Origin of the sequence: Actinopolyspora alba (assembly GCF_900112765.1) — a bacterium.
Taxonomy (GTDB): Bacteria; Actinomycetota; Actinomycetes; order Mycobacteriales; family Pseudonocardiaceae; genus Actinopolyspora; species Actinopolyspora alba.
On record NZ_FOMZ01000008.1, the window covers coordinates 246,491 to 259,098 of the forward strand.

Annotated in this window: 9 protein-coding genes; 2 read left to right on the plus strand and 7 right to left on the minus strand. The window is 67.3% G+C overall.

Annotation, left to right across the window (positions count from 1 at the left end):
- Positions 1-1,064: 1,064 nt before the first annotated feature.
- Entirely contained in the window at positions 1,065-1,820 is a 756-nt protein-coding gene (locus BM150_RS14120) for an SGNH/GDSL hydrolase family protein (RefSeq protein ID WP_342752578.1), read from the plus strand.
- A 378-nt stretch (positions 1,821-2,198) separates the two neighbouring features.
- On the opposite strand, the gene BM150_RS14125 is transcribed toward BM150_RS14120, so the two are convergent.
- Positions 2,199-5,099, minus strand: a complete 2,901-nt coding sequence (locus BM150_RS14125; RefSeq protein WP_092927713.1) for an AfsR/SARP family transcriptional regulator — start codon at positions 5,097-5,099, stop codon at positions 2,199-2,201.
- A gap of 309 nt (positions 5,100-5,408) precedes the next feature.
- Between BM150_RS14125 and BM150_RS14130 the strand changes: the two genes are divergently transcribed.
- Positions 5,409-6,443 (plus strand): ADP-ribosylglycohydrolase family protein, encoded by a 1,035-nt coding sequence (locus tag BM150_RS14130; RefSeq protein ID WP_245755494.1) that lies wholly within the window; start codon positions 5,409-5,411, stop codon positions 6,441-6,443.
- A 79-nt stretch (positions 6,444-6,522) separates the two neighbouring features.
- Here the strand turns inward: BM150_RS14130 and BM150_RS14135 are convergent, their stop codons facing one another.
- The 6 genes from BM150_RS14135 to BM150_RS14160 all read right to left on the minus strand — a co-directional run bounded on the left by BM150_RS14135 (position 6,523) and on the right by BM150_RS14160 (position 12,495).
- Positions 6,523-6,915, minus strand: coding sequence for an ectoine synthase (locus BM150_RS14135; RefSeq protein WP_092927714.1), 393 nt, complete (start codon positions 6,913-6,915; stop codon positions 6,523-6,525).
- Positions 6,916-7,056: 141 nt separating this feature from the next.
- The gene (ectB, locus tag BM150_RS14140) at positions 7,057-8,304 is read right to left on the minus strand and encodes a diaminobutyrate--2-oxoglutarate transaminase (protein WP_092927715.1); all 1,248 of its coding nucleotides are present in this window, start codon (positions 8,302-8,304) and stop codon (positions 7,057-7,059) included.
- A 144-nt stretch (positions 8,305-8,448) separates the two neighbouring features.
- Positions 8,449-9,033 (minus strand): diaminobutyrate acetyltransferase, encoded by a 585-nt coding sequence (gene ectA / locus BM150_RS14145; RefSeq protein WP_092927716.1) that lies wholly within the window; start codon positions 9,031-9,033, stop codon positions 8,449-8,451.
- Positions 9,034-9,440: 407 nt separating this feature from the next.
- Positions 9,441-10,193 (minus strand): S1 family peptidase, encoded by a 753-nt coding sequence (locus BM150_RS14150; RefSeq protein WP_217641637.1) that lies wholly within the window; start codon positions 10,191-10,193, stop codon positions 9,441-9,443.
- A 401-nt stretch (positions 10,194-10,594) separates the two neighbouring features.
- Positions 10,595-11,182, minus strand: coding sequence for a DUF3800 domain-containing protein (locus BM150_RS14155; protein ID WP_092927717.1), 588 nt, complete (start codon positions 11,180-11,182; stop codon positions 10,595-10,597).
- A 425-nt stretch (positions 11,183-11,607) separates the two neighbouring features.
- A complete protein-coding gene (locus BM150_RS14160; RefSeq protein WP_175496823.1) occupies positions 11,608-12,495 on the minus strand; it encodes an SAM-dependent methyltransferase in 888 nt (295 codons plus the stop codon).
- Positions 12,496-12,608 lie beyond the last annotated feature (113 nt).

Sequence of the window (12,608 nt, forward strand, 5' to 3'; positions counted from 1 at the left end):
GAGGCAGGCGGCTGCTCCGACGGCGGAAACCCCGGCCGAGCCTCGTGCCGTTCCATCGACCCGGGCATCGGTTCCCGCGGACTCGTCACGACTCCCCCAGAGCTTCGATGCTGTCGGCAGACACACTCGCTCCGACGTCAGCAGGCATGCTTCGCGTTCCCCATTCAAGTGATCGAGGCAGCACCACCGACCACTTCCGATCGTCGATATCCCCTTGATCGTCTCGTTATTCCCGCCGGACGTTAGCAGCCGCGCCACGCGCGCGGGCAGTTTTGCCGTAACCGACGGAACACTATACCGACTCAACGATACGAAACGAACTGTTCAGCCGAACACAACCGTCACTCGCGAGTGAGGGCACGACGCACTCCCGCATGAATGCCGCCGTGTGCCGTGGGGGCCACACTCGCGCCCCACCCGTGGGGCGGTTCCTCATCCGGCTGTCGTCAATTTCTCGCGAAATCGCCGCGCCGCTACGACGCAGCGCCGAACTCCCACCACTTACGCAGTCGGCGCCGCCGCGGGGTCTCCGGTGCGGCTCTCGCGAGGAAGGCCCGACGTGGCGTAGGTCGCTACCCGATGTCGGGCCTCCCCGCAGCGAGAGCCGTGCCAGAGGTTCCGCCACCTCACCTCGGGGCGGCGTCGATTTCTCGCGAAATCTCCACCCCGGAGACCGCCGTGGGGACGCGACCATACGGCGTGAGCAGCGTACGCGTCCCCGGTGCGTGAGTCGGATGCATCGCGAGGCCGGGCCGCTCGCCGCGTAGGTCGCTACTCAAGAGCCGGCCCAACGCTCCCAAGGCGCCGACTCACGTGCCGGCTACCCGACCAGCTACGGGAAGCTCCGCCACAGAATCCACGTGCCGTTGGTCACTGGGGCGGTCACCGACGCTGGCGTAGGTGACCAACCGAGGTCCAATGTGTTTTCCGGTTACGACACCGCGGGCGAAGACGAGCGAGCACGAAAGGCGGTCCCGATGAGCGAGGAGTCACCGACCTCGGGGAAGCGCGCACCGGAGAACGAGCCCGGGAGCGGGGATCGGGAGTGGCGGACGTTCGTGGCGATGGGGGACAGCTTCACGGAGGGGCTGAACGATCCGGCCCCCGACGGCGCGACTTTCCGGGGTTGGTCCGACAGGCTGGCGGAGCGGCTGGCGACCGAGAACCCCGGACTGCACTACGCCAACACAGCGGTTCGGGGGAAGCTGCTCGACCAGATCCTGCGGGATCAGTTGCCACGCGCCGTGGAGATGCGGCCGGACCTCGCCGCGTTCACCGCTGGGGGAAACGACATGATCCGACCGTTCGCCGACCCGGACGAGTTGGCGAGCCGGTTCGAGACCGCGGTGGCCGAACTGCGTGCGACGGGGGCGGACGTGCTGATCGGCACCGGTTTCGACACTCGGCGGACGGCGGTGATGCGGCTGGTTCGCGGCAAGGTCGGCACCTATAACTCACACCTATGGGCGATCGCGCGGCGACACGGCTGCTACGTCGTGGACCTCTGGTCGATGCGGGTGCTACAGGATGAGCGTGCCTGGAGCGAGGACAGACTGCACCTGTCCCAGGAGGGACATCGCCGCGTGGCGCTGCACGCTGCGGAGATCCTGGGGCTGCGCGTGGACGAGGACTGGCGGCAGCCGTTGCCGGCTCGGTCTGAGCGCTCCTGGTCGGAACGACGCGGCGCGGACCTGCGCTGGTTCGGTGAGCACCTGGGGCCGTGGGTCGGTCGGCGGCTGCGCGGCACGTCCTCGGGAGACGGCAGAGAACCCAAACGACCCTCGCCGCGCCCGCTCCAGAGCGCTTCGGAGCACTGCTGACCCGGACGCCCCCGGATCCGAGAAAGCACTACTGATCGCCGCCGGGGAGGAACGGCGATGGGGCGAACCGCCCGGCCCTCGGGACGGGCCGGGCGGGAACACGAGCGCGGACCCCGTGTCGTTGTGGATTCCCCCAGAACACGGAGTCCGCACCCACCCCCATGTCCTTCCCGGCTCCGAAGAAGCCGGGAATAACCTGACCCCTTTGTTGCGGGCGGTGGACAACTCGACTGGTCGAGCTCTCCGCACCGCCTCTTCTCGGCCGACTCACGACCCCCCGAGAGTCGCCACGGTGCGATCGTGACCGGCACCGCAACGGCCGGCCGGAACGCACATTCACACGTTGGCAGGCATCACTAAGAGCACGCTAAACGCTGACTAAACGCCGGAGCAGCGCCGCACCTCGGGTTCCTCGGCGGGGGTGGCACCGAGGCGCAACCGTTCACGCGGCTCCGCGGCACGCGGTGAGCCACCGGCCTCGAAGATGGACAGTGCCGTCTCCCACCGCCGCCGAGCCACCTGGTGATCCTCGCGCAGCGAGGCGACATCACCCAACCCCAGATACGCCGCGGCCTGGCGCATGGTCGAGCCACAGCGCTGCGCCACTTCGAGTGCCTCCCCGTAGTAGCGCCGCGCGCTGTCGATCCTGTCCAGTTCGACACTCACTTCACCACAGTTGTTGAGCACCATGGCCAGAATTTCGAGATCGTCGGCTTCCCGGTAGCGCTTTTCGGCCTCGTGCAGGTATGTCAGGGCCTCCGCACGGTTGCCGATCACCTGCTCCACCTGGGCCAGATTGTTCAGCGCTCCCGCCTCCCGGTACCGGTCCCCCAACGATCGGTAGGTCCGCAGCGCGTCCTCACAGTGCTGTCGCGCTTCCGAGTAGCGTCCCAACCGGAACAACGCGCTGGCCATGTTTACCTGCGTCATGGCCAGCTCGCCGCGCTCGGAGAGCTTGGTGGCGACCCGCTGCGACTCCGCGTAGTACTTCAGGGCCACCTCGGGGCTGCCCGAACGGGAGTGCACCACTCCGAGCCCGGCGAGCATCAGTACCGTGCCGGTGTCGTCGCCGATGTGACGCGCCGACTCGAGTCCTCTGGTGTAGATGGTGACCCAGTCCTCCCAGGGACACCGAACCATGAGGTAGTTGAACTGCAGGCGCACCAGCCACCAGGCCATCCGGTGCCATCGCCGGTCGGCGGCCGTGTCGATGGCGGTCACCAGGTTGGGCCATTCGGCGTCGAACCACTCCAGTGCCTCGGACCTGCCGGTGATGTCGGGAACCTCCCACTCGGTCGCCGAGAAGTCCAACTCGTCACGCGGGGGGCGCAGGAACCTCCTGGCGTGGTCGGCGGCGGTGAGGTAGTGCTCCAGCAGTCCGCGCAGCGCGGTCTCCGACTCCTCACCGGTTTCGTCGGTGGCGGCGAACACGAGTTCGCGCGCGTAGACCCGCAACAGATCGTGCATCGCGAACCGGTCCGGCCTGGGTTCGCTGACCAGGTGGGCCAGTGTCAGTGCTCGCAGTCTGCGGCGAGCCGTCTCGGAGTCGGTGCCGCACAGTGCGGCCACCGCGTGCGGGGTGAAGGTGTGGCCGGGAACCAACCCCAACAGCCGGAAGGTCCACGCCTGACTGGGATGCAGGTTGCGGTAGGAGATGTCGAAGGCACGACGGACACTGGTGTCGGTGTCGTCGATGTCGAGCCCGGTGAGCCGGTTGTGCTCGTCGGTGAGCTCGCCGACGAGATCGTCCACCGCGCGGCCCGGGTTGGCGGCCAGTCGCGCGGCGGCGATGCGCAACGCCAGCGGCAGGCCGCCGCACAGGTCGGCGAGTTTCCGCGCTGCCTGCGGCTCGGAACGGGACCTGCCCGGCACACCGGCCCGGTCCAGCAGCTCCACGGCCGCGGTGGTGGGCAGGGTCTCCAGCGGCAGCGCTCTGGCCCCGCTGCGCACCACCAGACCGTCGAGTCGCTTCCTGCTGGTGACCAGTACGAGCGAACCGTCGCTGCTGGGTAACAGCGGACGCACCTGGTCGGCGTCCCTGGCGTCGTCGAGCAGGATGAGCACGCGGCGCCGCGCCAGTTGCGAGCGGTACAGGGCCACCCGTTCGTTCAGGTCGATCGGTATGGCGTCGTCGGCGATCCCCAGGCTCTTGAGGAAACCGGTGAGCACTTCGCCCGGTGAGAGCGGGGAACGCTCGTAGTCGAACCCACGCAGCGAGGCGTAGAGCTGGCCGTCCGGGAATCGGTGCGCGACACGGTGCGCCCAGGTCACCGCCAACGCGCTCTTGCCGATGCCGGCGGTTCCGGTGATGGCGGCGAGCACGCTGGCGGATTCGCTGTCCTGTTCGGACAACATCCGGTCCAGCGCCGCCGACTCGGTGGCCCTTCCGACGAAACCGGCCACGGGCGGGGGCAGTTCGGCCGGTCGCACCGGGGTCACGTCACTGGTGGGGGTGACGGAACCGGCCACGGCACGGTCGGGGGCGGCCAGTGTCTCGTCGTCGCGCAGCAGTCGTTCGTACAGCGAGCGCAGTTCCGGTCCCGGATCGATGCCGAGTTCGTCGGCCAGCAGTTCCCGCAGCGTGTGATAGCAGGACTGGGCCCTGGCCCGTTGCCCGGATCGGTAGTAGGCGAGCATCAACTGGCCGGTGAGCCGCTCGCGGAGCGGGTACTGCTCGACCAGTTCGGACAGCTCGACCACGACACCGTGGTGTTCGCCCAGTTCGAGGTCGGCCTCGATTCGCTCCTCCAGCGCCACCATGCGCAGTTCGTCCAGGTTGGGGGCGACCATGCGGTGCAGTCGCTCGGAGGAGATGTCGGAGAGCACCGGACCACGCCACAGCGTCAACGCGCGGGCCAACGTGCGGGAACGTTCCCGGGGTTCGAGGTTTCCGGCTTGGTTGACCAGGGCTCGGGCCCGGTGCGCGTCGATCCGGTCGCTGTCCACCTGGAGCAGGTAGCCGGGGGCACGGGTGACCAGTGCGGGATCCTCCGGATCCGCTGTCCCCTCTTCGGGGGTGAACAGCTTGCGGATACGCGACACGTAGCCGTGGATGATGGTCCGCGCCGTGGGCGGTGGTTGCTCCCCCCAAAGAGTGTCGATCAGTCTGTCCATGGACACGACCTGGTTCGGTTCGAGCAACAAGCAGGCCAACGCACTGCGCATCGCCGAGTTGCCCAACGGCTGCAGTCGCCCGCCGTGACGCACTTCGAGCGGCCCGAGCAGTCCGAACTCGTAGCCGCTCTTCGGGTGCTCGGCCAGGTTGTCGTGCGGTGGCATATCCCCCCGAGGCTCGATCCCACGTTCGCGTACATCTTTCCGGTTCCGTGACAGCGGCCGCAGGGTGCCGCCCTACGCACAAACGTCCCGAAACCGATCCACGTTAACCACTAAAACCGACAAACGTGTTCGGATTCACCTGGCTTCACCCCAACAGACTAAGATCAACTTTTATTCTTCGACGAATGTCACGATCTGTGAGCAAACTCCGCCGTGCAATTGCACAGATCGCTGCCAAGTGGCTGTGGCGGGCCAGTAGAGTCGGGTGAGGATCAGAACGCGAGCAAGACCACTGTGGAGGTATCCCGGGTGTCGACGTCGTCCACGGTGGTGGATCGTGCCGTGGGGTGCTTGCTCGGTGCGGCGCTGGGCGACTCCCTCGGAGTTCCGGTCGAGTTCGAGGAGCACGGTGACATCCGTGCGCGCTACGGCCCCGACGGAGTAACCGAACCACCACCGCAGGCGCTACTCGGCGACGCCGCGCAGATGCTGCTGTTCACCGGCGAGGGATACCTGCACGCCTGGGCGACCGGCAACAACGGCGGCCGGTGGCGCCCGGTGGAAGCCACGGGCGCCGCCTATCGGCGGTGGCTGCTGACCCAGCAGGAGGACAAACCGCACTACGGTGCGACCGGCCTGTTGGCCGAGCCGGAGCTCTACGTGAACCGCTCCCCCGGGCTGACCAGCCTGCGCGCGCTGCAGGAGGACCTTCTGGGAACCCCCGAGGAACCGATCAACAGTTCCAAGGGGTGTGGCGCGGTGGACCGCGCGGCCGGAGCCGGCTTCGCTCCCACCGTCGAGATGTCCTACACGCTGGGCTGCCAGTTCGGCGCGCTGACCCACGGCGCCCCCGGCGGATGGGCGGCGGCGGGAGCCATGGCCGCGCTGATCCACCTGCTGGCGGTGCAGGGCAGGCGAATCCCGCAGGCGGTGGACCAGGCGGCGGGCAGAGTGCTGCGGGAGGACGGCGAAACGGCCACGGGACTGGCCGATGCGGCCACCCTCGCCCGCATCGACGTGCGCACGGCGTACGTCCAGCGACTGGGCCAGGGCTGGGTCGGCCCGGAGGCGTTGGCCATCGGGGCCTACTGCGCGCTGGCCCTGCCCAAGCGCGAGCAGTTCCGCGACGCGCTGTGGCTGGCCGCCAACCACTCGGGGCACAGCGACACCACGGCGGCCATCACCGGAGCCATCCTGGGCGCCAGGCACGGCACCGCCGCACTGCCGCGGGACTGGCTCAACCGGCTGGAGCTGGCCGACGTGATAGAGCGCATCGGACACGACCTCGGCGCTTCCTGCGTGGGCGAGAAGTTCAACGACCGGCGGTACCTGACCCTGGGGTGAGCTGGTCCCCCTCGGCGCCGTCGCGCCGAGGACGACCACTCCCACGGCTACGTGGCCGCTGCTCGATCGCCCCCGCGGCTCACTCCTCCTCTGTCACCAGGGGATAGACCCCGTTCTCGTCGTGCACCTCCCTGCCGGTCACCGGCGGGTTGAACACGCAGACGGTGCGCATGTCGGTTCTGGGGCGCACCTGGTGCTTGTCGTGGTCGTCGAGCAGGTACAACGAGCCCGGCCCGAGGGGATGCGTCTCCCCGGTGGCGTGATCGGTGATCTCGCCCTCGCCCTCGAACACGAACACGGCCTCGATGTGGTTGGCGTACCAGAACTCGTTGACCGTGCCCGCGTACAGCGTGGTCTCGTGCACCGAGAACCCGGCCTTCTCCTTGGCGAGGATGATCCGTTTGCTGCGCCAGTTCTCGGTCCTGATGTCGGATTCGGTGTTCTCGACGTCCCGGACGGTACGAACGATCAAGTCGTCTCCTCGGTGTTTCGGGGGTGGACGTTTCAGGGGCCGGACGCGGCGGGCGCCGTGCGGCGGGAGCGCGTTCGCACGCCCGCCGCACGCCCCGGTGCTTCGGGCGGGCTGTGGGTGCTCAGGCCGGCTGTGGGTGCCTCAGGCCAGTACCGAGCGCACGGAGTCCCGAATGATCCGGATACCCCGCTCCAGCTCGTCCTCGGTGATCGTCAGCGGGGGCATCACCTTGACCACCTCGTCGCTGGGACCGGAGGTCTCCAGGATCATCCCCCGGTCGAAGGCGGCCTTGGAAACCTTGCCCGCCATCTCGGGCTCGGCGAAACCGAGGCCCCGTGCGAGACCACGCCCCTTGGACAGCAGCCCTGGGTAGTCGGCCCCGAGCTCCAACAGCGCCTCGCCGACGCGCTCGCCCTTGGCGGTGGTGGCGCGTTCCAGCTCGTCGTCGCTCCAGTACTGCCGCAGCGCCTCGGTCGCCGTGACCAGGGCGGGGTTGTTGCCGCGGAAGGTGCCGTTGTGCTCGCCGGGTTCCCAGACGTCGTGCTCCGGCTTGATCAGGGTCAGCGCCAGCGGACTCCCGTAACCGCCGATGGACTTGGACAGGCAGACGATGTCCGGCTCGATGCCCGCGTGCTCGAAGCTGAAGAACGGCCCGGTCCTGCCGCAGCCCATCTGCACGTCGTCGACGATGAGCAGGATGCCGTGCCGCCCGCACAGCTCGGACAGTCCGCGCAGCCACTCGGCGCGGGTGTCGTTGATACCGCCCTCACCCTGCAGGGTCTCCACGATCACCGCGGCGGGCGCGTTCAGACCACTGCCGCTGTCCCGCAGCAACGACTCGAAGTAGAGGAAGTCGTCGACCTGGCCGTCGAAGTAGTTGTCGTAGGGCATCGGCGTGGCGTGCACCAGCGGGATGCCCGCCCCGCCGCGTTTCATCGAGTTGCCGGTGACCGAGAGCGAGCCCAGCGTCATGCCGTGGAAGGCGTTGGTGAAGCTGATGATCGACTCACGTCCGGTGATCTTGCGTGCCAGCTTCAGCGCGGCCTCGACCGAGTTGGTGCCCGTCGGTCCGGGGAACTGCACCTTGTAGTTGAGCCCACGCGGCCGGAACAGCTTCTCGTCGATGGTGCGCAGGAACTCACCCCTCGCGACCGTGGCCTGGTCGAGGCCGTGGTGTATCCCGTCGCGCTCGATGTACTCGATCAGTTTGCGCTTGAGCAGCGGGTTGTTGTGCCCGTAGTTGAGCGCACCGGCCCCGGCGAAGAAGTCGAGGTAGGCGTTCCCGTTCTCGTCGTAGAGCCAGCTGCCCAGCGCGCGGTCGAAGGTCGCGGGCCAGGTTCGGCTGTAGCTGCGGACCTCTGATTCCTGGGTTGCGAAGACGTCTTTCACGATCCTCCGTTCGGCCCGGTTCGAAGCGCTCGTGACGCCTCGCCCGCCGGGCCGGTTACGTGTCGTGCCGTGCGGTGACACGGCTGGATGGTTCGCGGTTCGGGTCTCACCGCGAACCGGGTCGGGTGTGTGTGGCGCGGAGCCTCACGAGACGGACGCCGCTGGAGTGCCGTGTGCCTTGGCACCGTCGGTGGCGAACGGTCCGATGCGGTGGAGGTCCTCGCCGATGTGTGAGTCCGGGAACAGCTCGGCCGGGAACAGCGGGCTCACCTCGAGCGGAGCGCCGCGGTCGCGCGCCAGCGCGGAGAAGAGGTTGATCGAGGCCGCGTTGTCGGCGGTGATGGTGGTTTCCAGGTAGCGGATACCGTCCCGCGACGCCGTGTCGAGCAGCCGTTCCAGCAGGCGACTCGCCACGCCGTGGCCGCGCAGCGCGGCGTCGACGCCGATCTGCCACACCACGAGGGTGTCCCCGGCGTCGGGCCGGACGTATCCGGTCACGAAGCCCACCACCCCGTCGTGCGAACGCGCCACCAACGAGGTAGTCGCGAAATCGCGACACCACAGCAGGTAGGCGTAGGGGGAGTTGACGTCCAGTACCCCCGAATCACGCGTGATCCGGTACAGCTCCGGGCCGTCCGCGACGGCCGGAGCGTCGATCTCCACCCGCCCGGCTGACCCACTCACGCCACCGGGCCGTGCGCCACGATGGCCAGGTTTTTCGCCGGTCATGTCTCACGAAACTAACCACGCACCGGTGAAATCGCCAGGCGAGAAAAGATCGACATTTCCTCCACCAGGCGCGGAGCGAAATACCCCGTGACAAGCACAACAAATTTCTTGCCATACCAAAAAAGGATCGCTAGCAGCGATTTGCTCCACCTCCGAAGAGGCCAATTTCAGCACCTTGAACTGCGAAAACAACGAAACGATCTATTCTTGACACCGAATACGATCACGATCTCACCCCGTGATCGATTTCGTCGGTCACGATGCACCGATACTTCGGTAGCGGTCAATGCCCGAACCCGAGACAACGCGGGAAGGAGTTGCGCCACGTGTGTTTCCACACACATTTCCCCGCCGCCGTGAACGGCGACGGGGAAATCGGGTGTAGCCACGACGGGGAGGAAACCGCGTCACACGCCCGCGAGGGAACCGATCCAGCTGCTGTAGCGAGTCACGTTGGTGTAGGCGGTACGCGAGGAGCGGTCGCTGGTGGAAGCCACTCCCACCTGCACGTAGTCACCGTCGGCGGCGGTGGCGAACATCGGGCCGCCGGAGTCGCCGCCCGCCGGGATGCCGTCACCGCGGTAGGCGCAGATCGCGGTACCGCCGCGGTAGTCGGAGCAGGAGGTGTCGGTCACGGTCACGTCGGCGACCTTCAGCCACTGGGACTGGCATTCGATCTCGGGACGGTCGGTGCAGGTGGCACCCCAGCCGTAGGTCTGCACGGTCTCGCCGACCTCGGCGGCCCCCGGGGCGCCGATCGGGGCGTACTCGACGTCGACCGAACTGCCCACATTGACCAGTGCCAGATCCGCGCTGGGATGGACGTGCACCCCACCCGGGACCGCGAACACCTCACGGCCCTGGGTCTGGTCGAGGCTTCCCACTCGGAAGCTGACCTGATTGGCGCCCTGGACACAGTGCTGTGCGGTGAGTACCCACTTCGGAGCGATCACCGAGGCGCTGCACGCCTGCCTGCCGTCGGCGAACATCCGCGCCGCCCACGGGGCGTCGTCGGCGTAACCACCGTCGATGATCATCGTCTCCGGGCCGGAGCCGTCGTCGGCGACCGGAGCGGAGACGGCTGCCTGGGCCGGAGCTGCCATGCCGACCGCGATCAGCGCGGCGGTGGCCGTCCGGGCGAAGATTCTTGCTAGTGACAAGCTGGGGCTCCTTTTGGGACAGCAGCTGTGTCGCTGCGTGATCAGGACGCATCCCAAAGTCACCCGATCGAGTAGCAAAATCAATGAATTGGTCACTAATCGCCAACGGGGTACGTGGCTCGATAACCACTCGAAGCCGGGCTGCCCTCGATCGTTCCGAACCCGCCCCGGCGTGAGAGTGCCCCCACGAACCGCACACGTGTCCCCCACACGTGCCTCGGTTGACCGCTGGAGCGGCGGCGATTTCCCGCGAAATCGCCGCGCCCCGACGCGGGCCGAACTGGTGGTCCGGCCCGCTGGAGAAGTGCTAGAGTAGCCGCAGAAGCCACGGCTTCGCGGAGCCGATGGAAGTGAGCCCGGGTACTCCCGCCGGACGACGGGGTCCCGGGTTCGCGTAGTTTCTACTCCCCCTCGACCGCATGAAGAGTATGCAATGTGACCAGCGGCTTGAGAGCTTGTAGATAATCCGGCACGCCGCCCTGCTCAGCGGTCACTGCCCCGCAAACGATGTCGGGAATGGCCAGCATCGGCGAATCCCGTCCCCGAACGTGCTCCATCCGTACCGCACTGGTCAGCACCTTCTGCGCACGCAGGGTATCCAGCATCGTCCGATCAGCACGGTTTTGCTGCTCCTGGCGGGCTTCCATAATGACGCGATCGACGTCGGCCTGCTCCAGCTCGTAGAGCAACCGCCGCAGGCAAAGGCGTCGACGACGCTCGGAGCGCTCCCCCGAAGGACCACCGAGGCGGACCACGACCGGATGCAGGACCTCCAGGTCGGCCACCGCCGCTGCCAAGCGATAGCGTCGCGCGGCTGACTCGTCGTGCCAGTGCACCTTGCGCTGCCCGGGAAGCCGTAGTTCCTGCACAGCCGTAGTGGCCTGCTCATGCTGAGCACGATCGACCAGAGCCGCCGCCAACACATACATCGGCTCTTCGGGACAGTGCGGCTCGGATTCGTCGACATAGGCCACCCAGCCCGCCGTCATGATCGCTCCACGTCAAAAACACTCTCGGTAACCGAGCGGCTTCCCAAGGAATAAATGTTCTCGATCTCACGCACGTGGTCGGGGCGCTTTTGCCAAGGAATTCGGTCGGCTCGGAGCGTAGCTCTTCGTAATGTGCACCGGATACTTGCCCGCTGGAGACATATGAGAGCGCTGGTGGGCGGTACACGCTGGCGCGTGCCTCGGTTGACCGTCGGCGCGGCGTCGATTTCCCGCGAAATCGCCGGGCAGCCCGTCGAGACGCGACCATGAGCGCGGGAGCGGGCTCGTCCCCGGTGCGTGAGTCGGATGCATCGCGAGGCCGGGCCGCTCGCCGCGTAGGTCGCTACTCAAGAGCCGGCCCAACACTCCCAAGGCGCCGACTCACGTGACGGCTACCCGACCAGCTACACAACGGGAGTACAAGTTCAAGGAAGGTAGCCGAGCGCTCCTACCGCGTTGGCGGAGGCGGTGGCGTCCTGCTGGGCGTTGATGTCCGGTTCCGGCCGCCACTGCGGCAGCGGGACCAGCCCGGGCTCGACGAGCGAGTAGCCGGGAAGCAGCTCGCGGATCCGCTCGATCTCACGCACGGCCAGCGGCGTGCGGGTTCCCTGGTAAGCCGACTCGCTGTGGCGCACCTGCTCCTCGGTCATCGTCAGCGGCGTGCTGTGCGAGACGGCCAGGTAGCTGCCCGGCACGCAGTTGTCCCGGTAGGCGGCCACGAGCGAGGCGGGGTCGTCGGCATCCGGAACGTAGGGCAGGATCGACACGGCCAGCACCGCGACAGGGCGGGTGAAGTCGAGCAGCTCGGTGACCTCCGGCGCCGACAGCACCGTTTCCGGCTCCCGGATGTCGGCCTGTGTGACGGTCACGTTGTCGACCCCGCGCAGCAGCTGCCTGGCGTGCGCCACGACCTCGGGCTCGACATCCACATAGGCGACTCGTGCGTCGGAGCGGCACCGGCGGGCTATTTCGTGCACATTCCCGACGGTCGGCATTCCCGATCCCAGATCCAGAAACTGATCGATTCCGCGATGGCTCAGAAAACGGATCAATCGTCCGAGAAAAGCCCGCGTCGCACGTGCGTAAACCCGGGCCTCGGGGACCTCGGCCACCAGCCGGTCGACGGCCTGTCTGTCCGCCGCGAAATTGGCAGTACCTCCGAGGTAATAATCGAACATGCGTGCGGCGTTGGGGCGCTGCATGTCCACGCCCCTGACCTGCAGATCTCCCGATATGCGCCTTAAGGGTCTTCTCGGTGGCTCATCATCGGCACCTTCGCGCTGTAACGCGTCCGGTGGACGAACATCCGTCATATACGCCACGGTACAGCCGAAGACGGCGATTGTGGAGCAGCGTTCCCGCCCGTGGCGAAAACATACCGCGAACAACGAGAAAAACTTCGTTGCGCTACTTTTCGGACACTATT

What these genes read in the sequence shown, in the direction of transcription:
- BM150_RS14120 (WP_342752578.1), top strand. Translation starts at nt 1,065, where the DNA reads ATGGGGGACAGCTTCACGGAGGGGCTGAACGATCCGGCCCCCGACGGC.
- BM150_RS14125 (WP_092927713.1), bottom strand. Translation starts at nt 5,099, where the DNA reads ATGCCACCGCACGACAACCTGGCCGAGCACCCGAAGAGCGGCTACGAG.
- ectA (WP_092927716.1), bottom strand. Translation starts at nt 9,033, where the DNA reads ATGACCGGCGAAAAACCTGGCCATCGTGGCGCACGGCCCGGTGGCGTG.
- BM150_RS14155 (WP_092927717.1), bottom strand. Translation starts at nt 11,182, where the DNA reads ATGACGGCGGGCTGGGTGGCCTATGTCGACGAATCCGAGCCGCACTGT.
- BM150_RS14160 (WP_175496823.1), bottom strand. Translation starts at nt 12,495, where the DNA reads ATGACGGATGTTCGTCCACCGGACGCGTTACAGCGCGAAGGTGCCGAT.